Here is a 21,778-nt window from a genome sequence, read left to right on the forward strand (position 1 = left end):
CTTTAAAAATTTATTTCGTTAGTGCCCCTGCTGCAGCACCAAGACCTGCACCCACTGCAGCCCCAACTGCAGCACCTGCTGCAGGACTACCTGCCGTCAATCCACCTACGACTGCACCACCTACTGCGCCAATACCTGCACCACTTAATACACGCTGTTGTGTTGGTGTCATGGTAGAACAACTACTTAATGTTGCAACACAAAAGAAACCTAAAATAATTTTAATTGCAGGTTTTTTTAAATTATTTTCTAATACTTTTACCATCTCTAACCTCCTCTATTATTTTCTGTTTTCAATTTTACACTTTTAGAAATTATTATCAAGTTTGATTATTGCAAATCTTTAAAAGCCCTTTCTCTTTCAAGATTTAGTTCTTTTTCTTTTAATGATTGCCTTTTATCGTATAGTTTTTTACCTTTTGCTAATGCTAATTCTACTTTAATAAGACCTTTTTTTGTGTAAACTCTAAGGGGCACAAGCGTAAAACCTTTCTCTTTAATTTTTCCAATAAGTTTTGCAATTTCTTTTTTGTGCAGTAGCAATTTCTTTGGCCTAAGAGGCTGATGATTGAATTTTTCACTTGCGAATTTATAAGGACTAATATGAAAATTATACAACCATACTTCGCCATTTTCTATATCAGCATAAGAATCTTTGAGATTTGCGTTTCCTGTTTTTATAGACTTTACTTCGCTACCTAAAAGTACAATGCCCGCCTCAAAACTTTCAATAATTTCATAATCATGACGGGCTTTACGATTTATTATTTGAGTCATAAAATTTTTGGTGTTATAAATATGTAAAGTTCGCTTTCTGGTTTTGTTATAGTCTGTGATTTAAATAGCCAGCCCAATAATGGTATGCTTTTCAAAAATGGTATACCATTTTCACTTTTAGACGTAGTAGTTTCATAAACACCACCAATTGCTATAGTTTGACCATTTTTGACAATTACTGTAGAAGTTATATTATTTTTGTTAATGGTCAATTCGCCATTTGGCGCAGGAGCGCCAGGAGAATCTTTCTTTATATCAAGCTTCATTATAATATCTCCATTATTTGTAATATGTGGCGTTACCTTTAAAGAAAGCACCGCATCTTTAAAACTTGTGCTTTGTGTGCCAGTTGTAGTAATTGTGGTATATGGTATTTCTTGACCACTTTCTACCGTGGCTTCTTGGTTATCGAGTGTGATTACTTTTGGCGACGACAAAGTTTTTGAATAATTGTTTATCTCTGCTAGAGAAAGCTTTAAATCCAAGTTATAATTTGCCATAACATTGCCTATCATTAAAGATAGATTTCCAAATTGATGTGCAGCTGGCGTATTTACAATGTAATTACTATTTGCAAAAGCATTATTAACAGAAAATCCGCCTGTGTTTATTCCAGCAGCCGAAGTTGATCCTGACCCACTTACTGACAAAGGAAGTGAGCTCCCACCAATTGCTAAGTAAGAATTTTGACCAAAAACTTTTTGAGCATAATTTCCACCCCATTGAATACCTAAGTCTCTTTCGTATCCTTTACTAACAATAACAATTTTTGCACTAATTTCTATCTCTCGTTTTTTAACATCTATAGCTTTTACAATATTTTCAATTTTTTGAATGTTCTGTTTTGTATCATAGCATATTATTGAGTTATTAACTTTGTCTGCAACAACAAAGCCTATACTTTCTTTTTGTTTATTATAGACTAAAGAATCAATAATGTTTTTTGCATAATCTGGGTCTATATAATTAAGCTTAATTATTTTAGCTACCGCATCGTTTTTTCTCTCTAAATTCTGCTGCATAGTAATAGCTTCTAACTGTTCTTTTGTAAGCTTAGCTGCTTCAGCAGCAGAATTTATCAGTAGGACATTGCCTTGTTTTTGTACTACAAGCCCTTGTTGTTTAGCTATTAAATCCAATGCCTCATCCCAAGGTATATTCATCAATCTCATAGTAATTTTTCCTTTTACAGAGTCACCAATCATGACGTTTAAATTTGCAGCTGCCGCAATTACCCTCAAAACATCCTGCAAATCTGCATCTCTTACATCAAAAGAAATTTTTTTACCAACAAACTCTTTTTGATGCTCTTTTGAAACTATATTAAGATCTTCTACGCTTTGCTGTGGCGACAAAACAACAAATATTGACTTATCTGAGCTTGCTATTTCATCAATTTTAGCATTGCTTGTAAGAACTTTTATAATATAATCATTCTTTTCTATATTTGTAACAATATTTTCTATAAGTTTAGAAGAATTGGAAATAAGAGGCTTTGATGGCCCAACATCCTTAATAGTAATTAAAATATTGCCATTTTCGTGTTTTACTTCATAAACAGGTTTTTTAGATGTAGATATTTTAATTTGAGTTTTATTTCGTATTGTGGTTGATGTTATTGATTCTATTTCATTTTGTTTTGAATTAGCGCTGCTATTTGCAATAGCTTCAACTGGAGATTCTACAGGTTGTTTTGGTAATTCATTTGATACAGTTTGGGGTTCAATTTTCTTTACATTTTGAGGTAAGCTATTTTCATTAAAAACCACAGTAATTGTATCATTATTCCTATCAATTTGATATTGGGCATTATCTTTTAGATAAAAAACTACCCTTAAACCAATATTTTTATCATTATGTAATGCAAGTTTAATTAAGCTCACAGCATTAGAATCATTTGCTAATATTAGCGAAGGAATAGCGGGGTTATAAGACTTTATGCCAAGAATATCTATAGCCAAAATTTTTGTATTGTCTTTTTCTAAAGCAAATGTTTTATAAAACATATAACCATTGCCTTTAATTACGCATTTATTTTTATCAAAACTCAATGAATTAACACTTGTAGCTTTTTGAAAAGCGAAAGAATAATTTATGGCAATTAAAAACAATACAATGCTCAAAAGGTATTTTTTATTCATGGCTTCACCTCATTTGAAAGAGTTTTATTGGATATATCCTGTATGGATTTATTTTGATTATTTGGTTGAGATACTATATTGTTAGGATTTTTCAGATAAAGTTCTTTAATCCCGGATGGTGTTTTTAAAATAACTTTGTTTGGCAATATTTTAATGACCTGGATCTGACCTATTTTTGTACCTTGTTTTACAACATATACCATACCTGCAGAATCTTGAAGTAAAGCACCTTTTAGACTACCCCACATAACCATTTTAAGTGTAAACTCTGGTGTAATCGTTGCTGGAGTATTTGGCAAACTAGAATATGTTTTTTGCGATTTAACTAAAGGCATAAAAGGATCTCTTGAAACACTAAATGCAAATGTTGTTGAAACTATAGCGAATATAAAGATAATTCCTAAAAATAAATTTTTCATTTTGATTCCCTGGTATTTTTATTTTGTTCGGAATTTTTTAATGAATATGTTTCTGCTTTAAAATCTACATTAAGAATATTTGGGTTACTGGATGGGCTAATAGAAAAATCTACTATTTTAACCAATCTTGGCATGTTACTTAATGCTTCAAATGCCGTGCCTATTTGATTATAAGAACCGCTTATGCTAATTTGTATTGGAACGGTTGAATATGTGGCATTCTGGCTTTGTGTGTTTACTGTTTGTGGTGAAAATCTGTTCATCGATACGCCAACTTTTTTAATCGTAGAATTTATATCAACAAGCAGTTTTGGGATCTCTTCTTTCTCAGGCAACATTTCTTTATACTTTCTTAATTTTTTACTTATAATAGCATACTTTTTCATTTCTAAAGGAAGTTTTTTTTCAAAATCACTAAGCTGAGTAATTTCTGAATTAAGTTTTTGCGCTTTTGAATACAGGTTTTGAAAATAACTAAAATACCAAATTAGTGCTAAACCAATTATTATAATTACACCTATAAGAATCTTTTGAGATTGTGGTATATCACTAAATTGACTTGAAAGTGAATTTTTATTAATAAATTTGTTTTGAGCCATAATCACCTCAATTCACAAATAAGCGTAAATTGATAAATATTTTGTTTTTGATCGTTTGTTTTTGTTACGCCTTGATTGAATCTTACATCTTTAATAATTTTTTGGCTTAGCAAATTATTCATAAAAATAGATATAGAATCTATATCCAAACTTGACGCAGAAATATTCAAAGTATTGGCTTGCTTTTCAACTCTTGTTAACCATACATTATTGGGCAAAGCATCTGATAATGCATATAAAATTTCAATCGGTAAATTTTTCCCATGCTCAAGCTTAGATATTGTATTGATAAGCTGGTTAGCCTTTTGCTGATCATTTTGAATAGCTTTAATTTTAGTTGAGAGATTACTAAGATAATTTCTTTTTTCTTCCAAGTGCTTTATTTTTGATTTCTCAAAAGCACTAACACCAAACATAACTGCAACCTCGAACAAAACTACAAGCAATAAAATTATCCAAAAATTATCTTTCAAACCTTTTTGTTTTGGTTTTTCTCCTATGCTTGTAAGTAAATTAATCTCTATCATGCTTTCCTCAACGCTAAACCCAAAGCTACATCAAATAAATATTTATTGTCGATATTAAAGTTAGGATCCTGTATGGTTAGTGTCTCAAATGGATTGAGTTTTATAACACCAATATTAAAAACCGTGGCCAAATAAGTCGCTATCTCATCGATAGAACATGCACCACCTGCTAAAACAAAGTTATCAATGTGTCTGTCTGCTATAAGAGAAAAATTAAAATTCAACACATTTGATAATTCATTTTGCAAATTAATTAAATTGCTTTCAATAATACTTATTAAATGAGGATCTTTATCTTTTGACAATAACATATTTAAACTTTCTGATTCTGAAATAGAAAGTTTGCTAGCAATATCTAGAACAATTGAATCCAAACTAAAATCAATATAACTAAAATAAATAGGTTCAGTAGAGTCAAGTAATGCTAATTTTGTAGATTTTGCTCCAACATTAAGTATAAATACTAGCTTATTTTTTTCTGGTGCATTTTCTAAATATGTATTAATCGTAGAAAATATATCAACATCAACACACTCAAGTTTTAATTTTGCTTTACTAAACACCTCTTTTAAAAACTCTATCTTTTCTTTTTTTGCAGCAACAATTAATACTTTAATATTTTTGTTTTTTTGATCTATATTTAGAATTTGATAATTAACATTTACTTTATCTAGTTTAAAAGGTATATATTGTTCCGCTTCCCACATTATAGCTTGCTCAATTTCTGATTCATCTACCATAGGTATAGTTAGATATCTTGCTATACATTCTGAAATATTCAATGCATAGGCAATTGGCTTATTTTTTAAATTATTACTTGTTGCAAGCAAAGAAAGAAAATCTTTCATAGCAACTGAATCTTCCATGTTTAAATCTTGCGGTGTACTAATAAGCTGAGCATTAATCAAAAATTTCACACCACTTTTTTCTTTTAGTTGAACTATCTTTGTAAATTTCGAGCCAATATCCAAACCTACAAGATTTTTGCTAGCCATTTTCCTACCTTCTTAAAAAAGTGTTGTTTAATTCTAACATTGCTCAGTAACCGTTGTCAATAAAAAAATAAATAAAATTTCCATTTATAGCTTTTAGCAAATTCTGTTCTAGAACTAAAATTTGATTTTTACTCTTTAAATGTATATATTAAAAAGTATGAAAGAGAAACGTTTTAATATTGATATTGTGTTAAGAAAAACAAAAAGATGGGATTTCAAAGAATTACTTATACAAAAAAATATAATTTATTTTGAGTGGTTTGTAGAATTAAATGAAGATGTGTCAATCATTTCAGTTGATGTCAATATTGATGAATTAGAAGAATTATACAACTTTATATTTGAAAAACTTTCCGAATCAAGAATAGTATTGCCAAATGGTACAAGACTTCAAGCAAAGCTACCATTTGACTTTATTAAAACAAAGCTAACTAAATAGGAGTTTGTATGGGATTTAGAATTATTGAACCTAAAGAAATAGAATTCAGAATAGATATACCAAATAATATAGATGAAGAAAAAGCTGACTACTTTGTTGAACAAGAACGTTTAAATCGTGCGCTAAAACTGCTTGTTGATATGCAAAATCCATACTACAATCTATATATATCTGGAGATATGGGACAAATCAAAGAATATATAAAAGATAAAATTATTGAATTATCCAACAATAAAGAATTTAAGATATATGATTATGCTTATGTAAATAATTTTAAAAATCCAAAAATGCCAAAATTACTTGTTTTGCCAAAAGGCAAAGCAAATATTTTAGCAACAAGAATGAATGAATTTGTAGAGTATCTTGTATCAAATATACCAGCAATTTTTGAAAGTAAAGAGTATGAAAATAGAATTCAAGCTATTAATCTTGAATATAACGAAAAACAAAATCAAATATTTGAAGAATTAGAATCAAAGGCTTCAAAACTGGATTTTGTTATTAAACCAACTCCATCTGGTCTTGTAGTAAATCCTGTTCTTGAAGGTAAAATTATTACAGAAAAAGAATTTTCCATGCTTGATGTTAATATAAAAAAGGAAATTGAAGAAAAAAGAAAACAACTGGAAGTACATATAAATGAATTTATGTTTGCATCAAGAGAATTAGAAAAAGAGCGTATCCAAAAAATAAAAAAAATTAACGACGAAATGGGTTTATCAATCATAAGCACAAAACTTGATAAAATAAAATCTGAGTTTGAAGGAATAAAGTGCGTAGAGGATTATTTAAATGAAGTAGAACATTATACAATAAACAACATAGTAATTTTTCTACCCAGCAAAAACGAGCCTTTCCCGTTTTTAAGCATGCCTTCAAAATATATTGAATACAAAGTTAATGTAATTGTGGATAACTCAAATATTGATATTCCAATATATTATGAACAAAATCCAACATATTCAAATTTATTTGGAAAAATTGAAAAACAAGCGTACTTTGGTATGCTAGTTACAAATTTTACAAATATTGTTGGAGGCCAGATAGTAAAAAATAATGGTGGTTTTTTAATACTTGATGCATTGAGTGCACTTACAAATCCTTTCGTATGGGATAGTCTTAAAAAAACACTAAAATCAAGGCAATTAATAATAGAAGATCCTTTTGATAAATACGGCGCCAACGTAGCAGAAAGTCTAAAACCAGAACCTATAGATTTGAATATAAAAGTTATACTGATAGGTGATGAATTTTTATACGATTTATTGTATGAATACGATGAAGACATGAAAAATCTATTCAAACTTAAAACCAATTTTAATCATATGATAGATGCAAAAACTTCTACCATAAATCAATATTTAGCAAACATAATAAAATTATGTAAACAAAAAAACCTCAAAATACCAACAAAAGATGGCCTTTTAGCAGTTGCAAAATACGCATTTAGACTTGCCGAAAGCTCAAATAAAATCTGGTCTAGAATTGATGAGTGTATAGATATTATTGAAGAAGCAAACACACTAACTACTGATAACATAGAATATAAACACATACAACAAACCATTGAAAACAAAATATTTATAAAAGACCTATATAGAGAAAAAATTCAAGAAATGATCAAAGAAGGGACAATCTTGCTTGATTTGAAAGGTGAAAAAATAGGTCAGGTCAATGGCTTATCCGTTTTGCAAATTGGAGATTTTTCTTTTGGTAGACCAAATAGAATTGTAGCTAAAACCTATGTTGGAAAAGGCGGTGTAATAAATATAGAAACTGAAAGCAAATTATCTGGCAAAATATTTGATAAATCATCATTTATAATTGGTGGGTATATAGGCTCTAAATATGCTTACGATAAACCACTTAGTTTACAGGCTACCATTAGTTTTGAACAATCCTACTCTTATATTGAAGGAGACAGTGCAACATTAGCCATGGTAATAGCTCTTTTGTCATCGATTGCAAAAATACCAGTTAAAAATAATTTAGCCGTTACAGGTTCGATGAGCCAGGATGGACTCGTCCAACCTATTGGTGGCGTAAATGAAAAAATTGAAGGCTTCTTTGATGTTTTAAAAATTTCTGGTAATTTATCAGATGCGGGGGTTGTTATTCCCTATCAAAATAAGAAAGATTTAGTTTTAAGAGACGATGTATTAGAAGCCATGAAACAAGGTATTTTTAAAATATACACAGTTGAAACAATAGATGATGCTATTGAAATTTTTATGGGCAAACCTGCAGGAAAAATTATTAAAAATAGATACGAAAAAGGAACAGTTCACTATATGGTAGATATGGCTTTTCGAAAGACAATAAAGCAATTAAAAGATAACAACAATGATTAGTTACCTTGATGCGGGCGAGTCGCACGGAAATTGCCTATGTGCTATTATAGATGGTCTCCCAGCTGGCCTAAACATTGATGTAAATTTTATCAATAATTTGCTCAGTTTAAGACAAAGTGGTTATGGTAGAGGGGGCAGACAAAAAATTGAAAAAGATAAAATCGAGATCTTAAGCGGTGTGCGTTTTGGTCAGACAATAGGAAGTCCAATCACACTAAAAATAGCTAACAACGATTATAAAAACTGGCAAGATATAATGGCACCTTTTGCTACTTATACAAACCAAAAACAGGTCACAAAGCCAAGGCCCGGTCATGTTGATTTAGTAGGATATTTAAAGTATGACAGAAACGACATGAGAGACTGCTTAGAACGTTCAAGTGCAAGGCAAACCGCCATTAGGGTAGCTGTTGGGGCAATTTGCGAGTTATGTTTAAAAGAAGTAGGTGTCAACTTTTACAATTTTGTAAGTGCCATTGGTAATGTAAAAGCTAACATTGACTATTCGAATGTAGATGAAATTAAAAACAACTTAGACAATGAATTGCTCTGTCCAGACAAAAATGCATTGGTTGAAATGAAAAAAATTATTGATTATGCATCACAAAATGGTGACAGCCTGGGAGGCGTTGCTGAAGTTATTGTGGAAGGTGTAGTTGCTGGAATCGGCTCTTATAAATGGGACAAAAAACTTGATGCAAGGATTGCTTTAGCTGTTATGAGTGTGCAGGCCATCAAAGCGGTTAGCATCGGTGAGGGAGTTGAAAACGCATTTAAATACTCAAGCCAGGTACAAGATGAAATATTCTATGATAGCCAAACTCAAACCTATAAACGATTTACAAATCGCTTAGGTGGTATTGAAGGTGGTATATCAAATGGAGAAAATATTATTGTTAAAGCATATATGAAACCTATTCCAACTACGCGCAAGGGCTTAAGAAGCGTGGATGTGAAAACAAAAGAAGCTCAATTATCTACTTACGAACGATCTGATGTTTGTGCAACAAGTGCTGCAAGTGTTGTAATAAGAGCTGCAATTGCTTTTGAAATATTAAACGCATACTTAGAAAAATTTGGTGGTGACTGCATAAATGAATTTAAAACAAATGTGAATAATTATAAAGAGTATTTAAAAACAAAATGAATCTGATTTTAATTGGTTTTATGGGAAGCGGCAAAACCACTGTCGGCAAAATTCTTTCAAAACAACTAAATTGGAAATTTGTTGATACAGATGAAATTATTGAACAAAAAGTAAAAATGCCTATTAAAAAAATATTTTTCCTTTATGGAGAATATTTTTTTAGGAGGCTTGAACGCCATATTCTGCAAAATATTGATATAAAAGAACCATTTATCCTCTCAACAGGCGGCGGAATGCCTTGTTTTAAAGATAATATTGATATAATGAAAAAAAAAGGTATTGTTATTTATTTAAAAGCTCCAAAAAGCCGTTTGTTTAAAATTGATAAAAAAAACAGACCGCTTCTTAAAAAAGCTAAAATACTTATAAATAAAAGGAAATACTGTTATCAAAAGGCGGATTACATAATAGAAAACTATAAAATTGATTCGTGTATCAAACAGTTAAAACAACTTGTGAGGTGAAATATGGCATTTGTGCATTTGCACAATCATTCAGAATATAGCTTGCTTGATGGAGCAACAAAAATCAATGCAATGGTAGAAAAAGCAAAAAACGATAATCAAGAATACATTGCTCTAACAGATCATGGTAATATGTTTGGCGCACTTGATTTTTATAAAACCTGTATAAAAAATAATATAAAACCTATAATTGGATTTGAAGCATATCTTGTAACAAATAGATTTGATAAAACAAACAAAGGCAATTTTCATTTAACTCTTCTTGCAAAAAATAACGAAGGTTATAAAAACTTACTTAAATTATCGACTTTTTCTTATACCGAAGGTTTTTACTATAAACCAAGAATCGATATGGATCTTTTAAGAAAATACTCAAGCGGCATAGTAGCCGGAAGTGCATGTTTACACGGCGAAATCAATTATTATCTTTTAAATAACGACTACAATTTAGCAAAGAAAGCCTGCCTTGAATATCAAGAAATTTTCGGCAAAGACAATTTTTTTATCGAAATTATGAGGCATGACTTACCTGAGCAAGCTCAGATAGAGCCATTGTTACTTAAACTTGCCAATGAAACTAATGCTCCAATTGTTGCCACAAATGATTGTCACTATTTAAACAAAACAGATGCAAAAGCCCAAGATGCACTGCTTTGCATTCAGACAAACAGGCTCATAAGTGAAGAAGATAGGATGAAAATGAGAACGCAGGAATTCTACTTCAAAACACAAGAAGAAATGTATGATAAATTTAAAGACTTAAAAGAAGCACCAGATAATAGCTACCTTATAGCAAAAAATTGCTCAATTGATCTTGAGCTTGGAAAACTTATATATCCAATCTTTTCTGAAAACATGCAAAAAGACAATGAGATGCTTGAAAAACTTGCAAAAGAAGGTCTTGAAAAACGTATAAAAAATTTTGGTCTTGAAAATCAAAAGGATATTTATTATGCACGTCTTGAGTATGAATTAAATGTAATCAAACAAATGCATTTTAGTGGTTACTTTTTAATCGTTTGGGATTTTATAAATTATGCTAAAAGTCACTCAATACCTGTTGGGCCCGGAAGAGGCTCAGCAGCTGGAAGCCTTGTTTCTTATAGTCTTGGGATAACTGATATAGATCCCCTAAAGTACGGTTTGCTATTTGAGAGATTTTTAAACCCAGAGCGAATATCTATGCCTGATGTTGATGTAGACTTTTGCGTTGAACGAAGAGATGAGGTAATAAATTATGTTCAAAATAAATATGGACAATACAATGTAGCCCAAGTTGCAACATTTGGTACGATGCTTTCAAAAGCAGTAATTAGAGATGTAGCGCGAGTTATGGGATTTAGCTATGCAAGCGCCGATAAAATTGCAAAACTTATACCAACAAATGCAACGCTTGATGAAGCTATAAATCAAGTCGATCAATTAAAAAAGATGATTCAAGAAGATAAGCAAATACAAGAATTGTTTGATTTATCAAAAACACTTGAAGGCTTAAAACGCCATGCATCAAAACATGCAGCTGGTGTTGTTATCTCACAAGAACCAATATACAATAGATGCCCCCTGTATAAACCAGCCGGCGAAGATGCTATAATTGCTCAGTTTTCAAAAGAACATTTAGAGGATGTTGGTTTAATAAAATTTGACTTTTTGGGCTTAAGAAACCTTACCGTTATTGATTTTGCAGTTAAACTGATAAAAAAATATGAAGATGAAAGCTTTGATTTACTAAACATACCAACGGACGATAAAGAAGTTTTTAAACTACTTCAAAGTGGTGCCACGCTTGGTGTGTTTCAGCTTGAAAGCTCTGGTATGCAAAAGTTAATAAGCGAGCTTAAGCCAACAGTTTTTGAAGATTTGATAGCTTTGGTTGCACTCTATAGACCTGGACCACTAGGTAGTGGTATGGTAAAGGATTTTATTGAAAGAAAACACGGCATCTCAAAAGTAGAATATCCTTTGCCTCAATTGGAGCCCATTTTAAAAGAAACCTATGGCATAATACTATATCAAGAGCAAGTTATGCAAATTGCTAATGTTTTGGCAGGATACACTCTTGCAGAAGCTGACATTCTTCGCAAAAGCATGGGTAAAAAAGATAAAGAAAAAATGGCTCAACAAAGAAGTGTATTTGTAGAGCGTTGCGTCAAAAACGGCATTGATGAAAAAAAAGCTGAAAGCATTTTTGATTTAATGGAATACTTTGCTGGATATGGTTTTAACAAATCTCACTCAGCTGCTTATGCTTATATTGCTTATCAAACAGCTTACCTAAAAACCCACTACCCTGCGTACTTTATGTGTGCTTTACTGACAAGCGAAGCAAACAACACAGACAAAGTTGCAATCTATATTGATGAATGCAATAGGCTAAATATACCTATTTTGCCACCAGATATAAATGAAAGCTATACTAATTTTACTGTTGTTTCTCAAAAAGATTCAAATAAAAAAGCTATCAGATTTGGTCTTTCAGCAATAAAAAATGTAGGCGATGCAGCTATAGAAAGCATCATTGAAGAAAGAAAAAAGGGTCCTTTTAAAGATTTATTTGATTTTTTAAATCGTGTAAACCAAAGAAAAGTAAACAAAAAAGTTGTAGAAAGTCTAATCAAAAGCGGTTGTTTTGATTTTGTCGATAAAAATAGAAATCAATTGCTTATTCAAGCAGAAAACCCAAAAAAGGCTTCACTTGATTTGTTTGGAATGGATAATAATGTATCTCTTAAACCTCAAGTCACAACAACCCAAGAAGAAATTACAAGTTACGAAAAAGAACTATTAGGTGTGTTTATAAGCTATAATCCCCTTAAAAAATACGAAAGTTTAATTAAATCTCTTGATATAAACTATACTTCACAGTTGGACAATTTAAATGATGAATCAGAAATAAAACTTATAGGTGTCGTTTCAAGTTTAAAAGAAATTAATACAAAAAACAAACAAACAATGGCTTTTGTTAATTTTTCAGATTTACACGGTAGCATCGAGATTGTAGTATTTCCAAGCTTATACGAACAGCTAAAACAACTAAACAGTATCGAACCAATTTTGATTATTGGAAAACTTGAAAAAAATGAAGAAAAAACATCAATTACAGCTAAGCAAATAATCCCTATACAAGAACTAATAAACCAAATCTCAAAAATAACAATTGAAGTAGACTCTAATGCCTCCGATGCAGAAACTATACTAAAAGATATAAAACAATTAACAAATAGTAATTCAGGTAATGCTCAATTATTTATTTGTTTAAAAAAATCTCAATCAAAACAAACTATGTTTAAAACAAAATCAAGTTTAAAATGTGATTTTGAATTACTGGAACGTCTTAAAAAATATGATATAGGTATAAAATTAGAGTTAGCTTCATGAAAGAAGAAGATTTAGTAAATGATAAATTCTTGCAAGATGCTCTATCAAGACTTGAAACAAATTATTTTCAAAAAAGAAAATATTTAGAAAAGATATTTGACTATGATAATTACAAAAATATTACACAAACAATAAAGCAAAAAAATATAAAAAATCTTAAATCAAACACACTGGCTCTTTTTGAAAATTTAAAGAGAAAAAACATAGATGTTGTATATGCGCAAGATTCGGCTGAGGCTTGCAATGCCATATTAAATATACTGCAAAAACATAATGTAAAATGTGTTGTTAAATCAAAATCGCTAACAACGGAAGAAATACATCTTAATGAATTTTTAAAACAAAATGGAATTGACGCATTTGAAACTGATCTTGGAGAATGGCTTGTTCAAATTGCAAACCAGCCAAGCACCCATATGACAGCTCCTGCAATACATATGTCAAGAGAAAAAATTCAAAACCTGCTCAACGAAAAATTTGGTGCAAATCTATCTAATGATTTAGATGAACTCGTTCAATTTTCTAAAAACAAGATCAGAGAGTATTTTAACTATACTAATGTAGGTATTTTTGGATCAAATGTTGTAACTAAAGATGGTTTATTTTTTATTATAAGCAATGAAGGCAATGTAGAACATGTTATATTAAAAGACATTAACATATGCGTTATTGGAATAGACAAAATTGTAGATAACATTGAAGAAGCATTAACTATTGTTGATTTTTTGCCAAAAGCCGCAACTGCCCAGTTATCAACATCCTATGTAGATTGTTTTGAAAAACCATTTGGCGAGTTTCATGTAATTCTGTTGGATAATGGCAGAAGCAAATTATCAAAAAATAATGAATTCTCACCAATTTTGCAATGTATTCGCTGTGGAGCCTGTCAAAATGCATGTTGTGTATATACAACTGTGAGCGGTTTGGCTTTTAGAGGCGATGCGTACGCTGGTCCAATTGGTGTTTTACTATCATATTTGACTAACTACCCTGATATTGGAGAGTTTGCAAACTATTGCCTTGGTTGTATGGCTTGTGATTCTATTTGTTCAAGCAAGATCCCCATACAATCTTTAATTTTGAAAATTAAGTCAAAACACCCAAAAAACAGTCTAATTAAAGACAAAATTTTAGATAGCCTTACCAATTACTCTATGTTGCGCTTTTCTATCACTATACTATCAAAACTCTTTAAAAATCAAATGAAGTTTAACAATAAAACACTTGATGAGTATTTTGGATTTGATTTTAGAGTATTTCCAAAACCAAACAAAAAATCATTTGATCTAATAAAAACACAAAAATCAAACATTGGTTTATTTGCTGGATGCGCTGTGAACATTTTTTATGATGATTTAGGCAACGATTGTTTAAGCTTAGCAAAAAAACTCAACATCAATATTTCGGTAATCAAACAGAGTGCCTGTTGTGGAGCTGCTTGTTATTACAACGGAAAACAGTCTCAAGCTGTAAATAGCGCAAAAAAAGTTTCAACCCAGATAGAACAATATGATGAAGTTATTTTTTTGGATCCTCACTGCCAACATATGATTGAAAGAGATTACTTTGAACTTGCAGGCATAGACCTAAATGCTGCGTTAGTTGATGCAAGCTCATATTTTCTTAAAAAAATAGATAAAAATAAGTTAAAACCACTTAACAAAAAAATCACATACCATCATCCATGCCATTTACTAAGAGGCCTTAAAACTTCTTTGATATTAGAATCATTTATCAAAGAAATAGAGCCAAAATTTGTTAATTTAAATGAAAGTGATAAGTGTTGCGGTTTTGCTGGAAGTTATTCTATAATGCACAAAAGTATATCAAAAAAACTTGTTGAAAAAAAAGTAAACAATATTGTTGATACTGATGCAGAAATTGTAATTACAGCTTGTCCTGGGTGCATTATGCAAATACAAGGGTTTATACAAAATAAAGGTCTTAATATTAAAGTAATGCATTTTGTTTCTTATTTGAACGAAATTTTAGGAGGCTAAATGTGAAAGAAAAAGGCTATGTACAAGTATACACAGGAAACGGCAAAGGTAAAACAACCGCAGCAATTGGTTTAACAATACGAGCTTTAGGAGCAGGATTAAAGGTTTTGTTTGTACAATTCGTTAAAGGATTACCCTACAGCGAACACAAGGCGCTTTCAAGGTTTGAAAACCTTACAATAAAGCAATTTGGCAGACCAGAATTTATTCATTCAAAACCTTCAGACGAAGACATTAAAGCCGCAAAAGATGGGTACAATTACGTAATGGATATATTTACCAATAGCCCGAATCTTTTTGATGTTGTTGTGTTGGATGAAGCAAATATTGCCGTGTTTTTTGGACTTTTTAGTGATGATGAGCTTATTGAGCTAATTGATAAAAAGCCACAAAACACCGAGCTTATTATAACTGGCAGGTATGCAACGCAAAAAGTTATAGATAGAGCCGATTTGGTTACAGAAATGAAAGAAATAAAACACTACTATACCCAAGGCGTAATAGCAAGAGATGGCATAGAAAAATAATTAATCAAGTATAATTTTTTTTGTAGAAAAATTAAACGCTTTTGTAGTTATAAGTATTTTGTCACCAATAGATAAATTTGAAAACTGGTTTTTATTTGTAGGTATATAAACTATACTATTTCCTATTAATACCTTTAGTATACCTAAAAGATCACTAGCTTTTTTATCAATTACTGTTCCAAAAATATTTACATTATTTGTATCTATATCAAAAATTGCTTGAGGTTTGCCATGCTTTGTTATTTTGCCATTTTTTATAACAAAAATGTAATCACTTAGCTTTGCTACTTCTGAAATTTCATGGCTAACCATTATAGCAGTAATGTTAAATTTTTTTTGCAAAAACAATAGCTCATCTTGCAATGTTGCCCTCAGTGACCAATCCAAAGCAGACATAGGCTCATCCAAAAGCAAAACTTTCGGTTTTCTAGCTAAAGCTCTAATTAGTGCAAGTCTTTGCTTTTGCCCACCAGATAATAAACTAATTTTTTCATTTTTATACTCTCTTAAATTCACCAGTTCAAGCAACTCATCAACATATCCAGAATCTTTTTTTGATTCAAGCGCAAACTCTACATTTTTTGCCACACTCATATTCTCAAACAAGGCATAATCCTGAAAAACAAAACCTATTTTCCGTAGCCTGACCGGCAAATCTATATTGTCTTTACTTGAATACCACACTTTACCATCAACGCAGATATATCCAGAATCTGGTTTATCAAGGCCTGCAATAAGCCTTAAAATAGTGGTTTTACCAGCACCGGATGGACCAAAAATTGATACAAAATCATTTCCCTGTATAGTTAAATCCACATTTAATTCAAATGTAAAAAGTTTCTTTTTTAACTTAACTTCTATCATTTGATACGAATTTTTTATTGATAAAAAACACAAACATCAAAAAACTCAAAGATACTAATGACAAAACAAGCGAGTAAAAGTTTGCCAATTTGTAGTTAAGTGCCATAGAAGCATCAAAAATAGCTATAGAGGCAACTTTTGTGACACCTGGAATATTGCCACCAATCATTAATACAACACCAAATTCGCCAATTGTGTGGACGAATGTCAAAACAACCGCACTTAAAATAGACGGCTTCATGTTTGGCAATAAAACCTTAAAGAATGTTTCAAGCTTTGTTTTGCCCAGCGTATACGAGGCTTCTTTGAGAGATTTAGGTAAAGCTCTAAATCCTGATACCAGAGGATTTACCATAAATGGAAAACTGTAGAGAATGCTTCCAACAACAAGTCCAGAAAAACTAAATACAAGTTTTATACCAAAATATTCCAGTATTTTACCCAAAAACGAAGCAGGACTAAAAATTACAAGTATATAAAAACCCAAAACAATTGGTGGCAAAAACAAAGGTATATTTACCAAAGCTTCATATACAAAACGTAGCTTAGACTTTGTGTATGCTAAAAAATATGCAACGAAAATACCAATAAAAAATAATACCACTGTGGCAATAATTGCAAGTTTAAATGTCAGGTAAAGCGGCAGTAAAAAATCACTCACATAAAACCTCTATAGAAATAGCTTTTACCAAAAAATAAACTTCGTCGTTAACTTTTATATTAAGTTTTTTAAGCGATTTATTTGTTACTAAACTATAAATAAGATGACCTTTGTATAAAAGCTCAATTCTAGCAAGTAAGTGGCCACTTTCTATGCTCTTTACAATAGCCTTGTGTATATTTGAAATGCTAATTTCTGAGATTGCATTCTTTGCAATACTTACATCATTTTCACGAAACCTTAACTTTACAGTATTTAGTTTGTCGCATCCATTTTGTAGCTGCAAAATAAAAAAAGTATCACCTTTTACATTAACTTCAAAAAAATACACACCATTTGAAAATTCCGTGTTTTCTAATACACCCTCAATTTCATTAATTATCATTTCGGGTGTATTATATTGTATATACCGCTTGCAGTCAAGCCAATTAAACTAATTTGTTTTTTTCATTTATTTGTTTTAATTCCTCATAAATTCTAAAAACAACAATAATAAACTCAAAATAAACTCTAATAAGCAAAAATAACAAAACAAATACTATTGGTGCAGCTAAGATAAAATAAACTCCTCTTGTCATCATACCTATACTTACAAGCGCAACACCAAATAAGCTTAACCAGTAAAAAAATTGCAACAACTTTGGCGTAAGCATTTCCTTTAAAAACAATATACTGTTTACAAAATCATTTGTGTTTTTACTTTGAGGTTTATCAAATCTTGTGCCACAACTTGGACAAAATTTTGAATCATCTGGTATTTGAGTACCACAATTTGGACAAAACATTTACTTGCCTCCTATATTTTCACTAATTTATTGTTAATGAGTTTTAATTTCAAAATTTTGTGAAGAGTAGGCTTGCAAGCCATACAATCGTTAGGTCCGTGCTCATAATAATCCACATATAAAATATTACCTTTTATATAAGCTTTTTTGTAATCTATCCTATCTCCTAAGTCTATATTATTTGAAATCTGTTTGTATTTACCGCCGACTTTTTCCATTACCCTAACATAAGAAAAACAACCGCTACCGCCACCACCTTCACCGCTAACAAGCACCGCAACTCTTTTATTGTTTAAATTACCAAAAACCACATCATATACACTTATGTAGCACCTTTGCAAATCTGATTTGAATTCTCCATTTTTCAAATGTACGGTCAAATCACAAGCACCGCTTTGTATCGTAGAATTTTTAACCAAACTCAAATCATTAGCAAAAGCCTTACTTACAAGAACTAGACATAAACCCAAAAAAACCACAAGTTTCTTCATACTTGCACCTCCATCAAAGTGTTTTCAATATTAAAAACGAATTTTTTGAATTTTTTTGACAATTTAGCATAAAATTTTTTGCTTGACAAATTGTTAGATTTATCTAATATTATTTTATGATTCTATCTTGGAGGTTTTATGAGAGAGTATATAATGCATTTATTGCACAAACAAAAAGGCATAACATTCAATGATTTATTGAAAAAAACAAATTTAAAGCCAGAAGCTTTGATCAAAATAATATTTGATTTATCAAAAAAAGACAAAGTATATTTTTTGAATTCAAAATCAATAAAAAATTGTTCAGTATGTTTTGCAAAAAATATCTGCAAAAAAAGGAGGCAAAATGGTTTACTTAAGTGAAACGCAAGAAGATTACCTGCTTGATATCTTAGAGCACACAACAAAAAGTACAGTTGCCCGTATAAAAGATATAGCCAAAACAAGAAATGTAAGTTTACCTACAGTTGTTAGTGCAATAAAAACGCTTGCAGAAAAAAATATTATTAACCATGAAAAATACGGTTATATAACGCTTACAGATTACGGTATTGAACTTGCAAAAAATTTACTTGAGCGCAAAAAAAATATACTAAGATTTTTAACTTTTACGCTGGGAATTCCAGAAGATATAGCAATTATAGACGCTCACAAACTTGAACATGATTTATCCAAACAAACTTATGAACAATTTATAAAGTTAACAGATTTTTTAGCAGCAAATCCGCTTATTAAAGAACAATTTGATAAATTTGCAAAAAGGGAGGCATATATGAAGTTAAACGAGATTAATGTGGGAGAAACAGCTAAAATTGTCAAAATAGAAAACTCTCCAATAAAAAGTAAATTGCTTTCTATGGGTACAACGCCAGGTGTGCAGATTAAAGTAGAAAAAGTCGCACCTCTTGGAGATCCAATTGAAGTAACGCTTCTTGGATATCATTTAACACTAAGAAAAGACGAGGCGGAGAAAATAATTGTTGAGAGGTGAAGCTATGTCACTAATTTTAGCAGATGAAAATGCTGAGTATGAAGTTGTTAGAATAGAAGGCGGTCATGGATCGTACACAAAATTTTTAGAAATGGGTTTAGTACCAGGTGCAAGGCTAAGGGTAATCTATAACGCAAAAGGACCTATAATTATTGCAATAAACGGTTCAAAGTATGCTTTAGGCAAAGGCCTGGCTTCAAAGATTATAATTAAGGAGGTTGCATGAAAAGCTTTACGGTTGCCTTAATTGGCAATCCAAATGTAGGAAAATCAGCCATATTTAACGAACTAACTGGCTCAAGCGCACATGTTGGCAACTGGCCTGGTGTTACAGTAGAAAAAAAAGAAGGTAAATTCACATACCTTGATGCACAAATTAATGTAGTAGATTTGCCAGGTATTTATAGTCTAAGCGCAAATTCCATAGATGAGCGAATAGCGCGTGACTTCATAGTAAAAGAAAAACCAGATTTAGTTGTTTGCATAGTAGATTCTACAAACTTAGTAAGAAATTTGTATTTGTTTGTATCATTGAAAGAGCTTGGAGTTAAAACGCTACTTGTGCTAAATATGATAGATCTAATAGAAGATAAATTGGAAATCGATACAACAAAATTGTCTAACAGTCTTAAAACACGTGTTGTTAAAACCTCAGCTACAAAAAAAATAGGAATTGGCGAACTAAAAGAGGCAATATTTGATGAACTCCACTATCCACAAGAAGAATTGTATGTTGACTATGGGAATGATATTGAACGCTCAATTGAAAGAATAAAAAATTTACTTAATGGTACAAATTTGCCATACAATAAACGGTTTTTAGCTATAAAGCTTTTAGAACAAGATCCTCTCATTATACAAGAACTAAAACAGCAACAAAAGGAAAATATTGTAGAAAATGCTATTTTAGAAATAAACAGTCTTGAAAAAATATACCCTGATTTAGAAACAGAAATTATTGAAAAAAGGTATGGTCTAATAGAAGGCGTTGTAAAAAATTCAACAAAACATTTAGTAAGCATCGAAGATAGACTAACAACATCGGATAGAATAGACAAGATTGTAACGAACAGGTATCTGGGTATACCGCTTTTTGCTATTGCAATGCTTATAGTTTTTGAAGCTACATTTAAACTTGGCGGTTTTTTTGCTGACTACATAGAGCAATTTTTTGGGTGGGCTGGTGATGGATTATCTCAATACATTTACAACCCAATATTGCAATCATTTGTAAAAGATGGACTCATTGGAGGCGTTGGTACAGTAATTGTATTTTTACCCAATATACTGATTTTGTTTTTATTTTTATCGTTTTTGGAAGATGTTGGCTATATGGCAAGGGCAGCTTTTGTTATGGATAGACTGATGCATAGCATAGGACTTCCTGGTAGGGCTTTTATACCTTTGATACTGGGTTTTGGGTGCAATGTGCCAGCCATTATGGCAACACGCACAATTGCAGATGAAAAAGACAGACTGCTTACAATACTTATAAATCCATTTATATCTTGTACTGCACGCTTGCCTATATATGTTTTGTTTACTGGAATTTTTTTCAAAGAAAACCATCCCGGCCTTATTATTTTTTCACTTTATGCTTTAGGTATAATTGTGGCAATATTGAGTGCAAAACTATTCAGAAGCACAATACCCCAACTTAAAGGTAAAGTATCGTTTTTGATAATGGAGCTTCCTATCTACAGAATGCCTACAATAAAAGCTGTCTTAATACATGCATGGGAGCGATCAAGAGAATTTTTAAAAAAAGCTGGTACAATTATTCTACTTGGCGTTATTTTGGTGTGGTTGCTATCAAGTCTACCATTTGGCGTGAAATATGCAAGTGAACAATCATTTGTAGGCGCATTGGGTAAGTTTTTTGCACCTATTCTATCACCATCTGGGTTTGGTTTCTGGCAAGCCGCAGTAGCTTTAATCTTTGGACTTTTAGCCAAAGAAACCGTTGTTGGCACAATGGGAACACTCTTTGGTGGCGAAGACAAACTATCTATAGCGCTACCTCACCTATTTAGCCCGCTGAGTGCTTATGCTTTTATGGTAATGAGTTTGCTCTATATACCCTGCATTGCAACAATTGGTGTAATTTATAGGGAAACAAATTCATTAAAGTGGACTGCTTTTAGTGTTTTTTACAGTTTATTCATTGGATGGATTAGCGCAACTTTAATTTACCAAATAGGATCAATTTTATAGGAGGTTTT

Annotated in this window: 23 protein-coding genes; 11 read left to right on the top strand and 12 right to left on the bottom strand. The window is 31.1% G+C overall.

The genetic code is table 11. From position 1 onward, the window contains the following. Positions 1–10 precede the first annotated feature (10 nt). The 7 genes from BLQ93_RS00870 to pilM form a co-directional block, all read right to left on the bottom strand. Entirely contained in the window at positions 11–265 is a 255-nt protein-coding gene (locus BLQ93_RS00870) for a hypothetical protein (RefSeq protein ID WP_025392541.1), read from the bottom strand. Between the two features lie 65 nt (positions 266–330). Then, positions 331–777 (bottom strand): SsrA-binding protein SmpB, encoded by a 447-nt coding sequence (gene smpB / locus BLQ93_RS00875; protein ID WP_025392542.1) that lies wholly within the window; start codon positions 775–777, stop codon positions 331–333. Further along, the gene (locus BLQ93_RS00880; protein WP_092127501.1) at positions 774–2,918 is read right to left on the bottom strand and encodes a type IV pilus secretin PilQ; all 2,145 of its coding nucleotides are present in this window, start codon (positions 2,916–2,918) and stop codon (positions 774–776) included. Before BLQ93_RS00880 ends, smpB begins: the two co-directional genes overlap by 4 nt. Then, the gene (locus tag BLQ93_RS00885; RefSeq protein ID WP_092127503.1) at positions 2,915–3,337 is read right to left on the bottom strand and encodes a hypothetical protein; all 423 of its coding nucleotides are present in this window, start codon (positions 3,335–3,337) and stop codon (positions 2,915–2,917) included. Before BLQ93_RS00885 ends, BLQ93_RS00880 begins: the two co-directional genes overlap by 4 nt. After that, the gene (locus BLQ93_RS00890) at positions 3,334–3,936 is read right to left on the bottom strand and encodes a type IV pilus inner membrane component PilO (protein WP_025392545.1); all 603 of its coding nucleotides are present in this window, start codon (positions 3,934–3,936) and stop codon (positions 3,334–3,336) included. The genes BLQ93_RS00885 and BLQ93_RS00890 overlap by 4 nt, the downstream gene beginning before the upstream one ends. A gap of 2 nt (positions 3,937–3,938) precedes the next feature. Further along, positions 3,939–4,463, bottom strand: a complete 525-nt coding sequence (locus BLQ93_RS00895) for a PilN domain-containing protein (protein WP_092127505.1) — start codon at positions 4,461–4,463, stop codon at positions 3,939–3,941. Beyond that, a complete protein-coding gene (pilM, locus tag BLQ93_RS00900) occupies positions 4,460–5,458 on the bottom strand; it encodes a type IV pilus biogenesis protein PilM (protein ID WP_092127507.1) in 999 nt (332 codons plus the stop codon). Before pilM ends, BLQ93_RS00895 begins: the two co-directional genes overlap by 4 nt. 157 nt (positions 5,459–5,615) lie before the next feature. Here pilM and BLQ93_RS00905 point away from each other — a divergent pair, with 157 nt between their 5' ends. From BLQ93_RS00905 to BLQ93_RS00935, 7 genes are read left to right on the top strand one after another with little or no spacing between them, the layout of a single operon-like run. Further along, positions 5,616–5,897, top strand: a complete 282-nt coding sequence (locus BLQ93_RS00905; protein ID WP_025392548.1) for a hypothetical protein — start codon at positions 5,616–5,618, stop codon at positions 5,895–5,897. 8 nt (positions 5,898–5,905) lie between these two features. Beyond that, positions 5,906–8,248, top strand: a complete 2,343-nt coding sequence (locus tag BLQ93_RS00910; RefSeq protein ID WP_092127509.1) for a Lon protease family protein — start codon at positions 5,906–5,908, stop codon at positions 8,246–8,248. Beyond that, the gene (aroC, locus tag BLQ93_RS00915; RefSeq protein ID WP_092127510.1) at positions 8,241–9,395 is read left to right on the top strand and encodes a chorismate synthase; all 1,155 of its coding nucleotides are present in this window, start codon (positions 8,241–8,243) and stop codon (positions 9,393–9,395) included. The genes BLQ93_RS00910 and aroC overlap by 8 nt, the downstream gene beginning before the upstream one ends. Further along, entirely contained in the window at positions 9,392–9,859 is a 468-nt protein-coding gene (locus tag BLQ93_RS00920) for a shikimate kinase (RefSeq protein ID WP_092127512.1), read from the top strand. Before aroC ends, BLQ93_RS00920 begins: the two co-directional genes overlap by 4 nt. Before the next feature lie 3 nt (positions 9,860–9,862). Further along, positions 9,863–13,237: a DNA polymerase III subunit alpha gene (dnaE, locus tag BLQ93_RS00925; RefSeq protein ID WP_092127514.1), complete on the top strand. Its 3,375-nt coding sequence runs from the start codon at positions 9,863–9,865 to the stop codon at positions 13,235–13,237. Beyond that, positions 13,234–15,237, top strand: a complete 2,004-nt coding sequence (locus tag BLQ93_RS00930) for an LUD domain-containing protein (protein WP_092127516.1) — start codon at positions 13,234–13,236, stop codon at positions 15,235–15,237. Before dnaE ends, BLQ93_RS00930 begins: the two co-directional genes overlap by 4 nt. Positions 15,238–15,239: 2 nt before the next feature. Then, positions 15,240–15,764 (top strand): cob(I)yrinic acid a,c-diamide adenosyltransferase, encoded by a 525-nt coding sequence (locus tag BLQ93_RS00935; RefSeq protein ID WP_025392554.1) that lies wholly within the window; start codon positions 15,240–15,242, stop codon positions 15,762–15,764. Here BLQ93_RS00935 and BLQ93_RS00940 read toward each other — a convergent pair whose 3' ends face one another. From BLQ93_RS00940 to BLQ93_RS00960, 5 genes are read right to left on the bottom strand one after another with little or no spacing between them, the layout of a single operon-like run. Then, a complete protein-coding gene (locus BLQ93_RS00940) occupies positions 15,765–16,628 on the bottom strand; it encodes a sulfate/molybdate ABC transporter ATP-binding protein (protein WP_143338644.1) in 864 nt (287 codons plus the stop codon). Further along, entirely contained in the window at positions 16,615–17,289 is a 675-nt protein-coding gene (gene modB / locus BLQ93_RS00945; RefSeq protein ID WP_025392556.1) for a molybdate ABC transporter permease subunit, read from the bottom strand. Before modB ends, BLQ93_RS00940 begins: the two co-directional genes overlap by 14 nt. Next, positions 17,282–17,674 carry a TOBE domain-containing protein gene (locus BLQ93_RS00950; protein WP_092127519.1) on the bottom strand — a complete coding sequence of 131 codons (393 nt, stop codon included), beginning with the start codon at positions 17,672–17,674 and terminating at the stop codon, positions 17,282–17,284. The genes modB and BLQ93_RS00950 overlap by 8 nt, the downstream gene beginning before the upstream one ends. 43 nt (positions 17,675–17,717) lie before the next feature. Then, positions 17,718–18,074 (bottom strand): DUF4282 domain-containing protein, encoded by a 357-nt coding sequence (locus BLQ93_RS00955; RefSeq protein ID WP_092127521.1) that lies wholly within the window; start codon positions 18,072–18,074, stop codon positions 17,718–17,720. 11 nt (positions 18,075–18,085) lie between these two features. After that, positions 18,086–18,565 (bottom strand): hypothetical protein, encoded by a 480-nt coding sequence (locus BLQ93_RS00960; protein ID WP_025392559.1) that lies wholly within the window; start codon positions 18,563–18,565, stop codon positions 18,086–18,088. A gap of 138 nt (positions 18,566–18,703) precedes the next feature. On the opposite strand from BLQ93_RS00960, the gene BLQ93_RS00965 reads away from it, so the two are divergent. The 4 genes from BLQ93_RS00965 to feoB are packed head-to-tail and all read left to right on the top strand — an operon-like array spanning position 18,704 to position 21,770. Next, positions 18,704–18,928: a hypothetical protein gene (locus tag BLQ93_RS00965; RefSeq protein WP_092127523.1), complete on the top strand. Its 225-nt coding sequence runs from the start codon at positions 18,704–18,706 to the stop codon at positions 18,926–18,928. Then, on the top strand, positions 18,912–19,556 hold the full coding sequence (locus BLQ93_RS00970) for a metal-dependent transcriptional regulator (protein WP_092127525.1): 645 nt from the start codon (positions 18,912–18,914) through the stop codon (positions 19,554–19,556). The genes BLQ93_RS00965 and BLQ93_RS00970 overlap by 17 nt, the downstream gene beginning before the upstream one ends. A gap of 4 nt (positions 19,557–19,560) precedes the next feature. Further along, positions 19,561–19,782, top strand: coding sequence for a FeoA family protein (locus BLQ93_RS00975; RefSeq protein ID WP_092127609.1), 222 nt, complete (start codon positions 19,561–19,563; stop codon positions 19,780–19,782). Beyond that, complete coding sequence (gene feoB, locus BLQ93_RS00980; RefSeq protein WP_092127527.1) at positions 19,779–21,770, top strand: ferrous iron transport protein B; 1,992 nt, start codon at positions 19,779–19,781, stop codon at positions 21,768–21,770. Before BLQ93_RS00975 ends, feoB begins: the two co-directional genes overlap by 4 nt. The last annotated feature ends 8 nt before the right edge of the window (positions 21,771–21,778 follow it).

Origin of the sequence: Desulfurella multipotens, from assembly GCF_900101285.1 — a bacterium.
GTDB lineage: Bacteria > Campylobacterota_A > Desulfurellia > Desulfurellales > Desulfurellaceae > Desulfurella > Desulfurella acetivorans.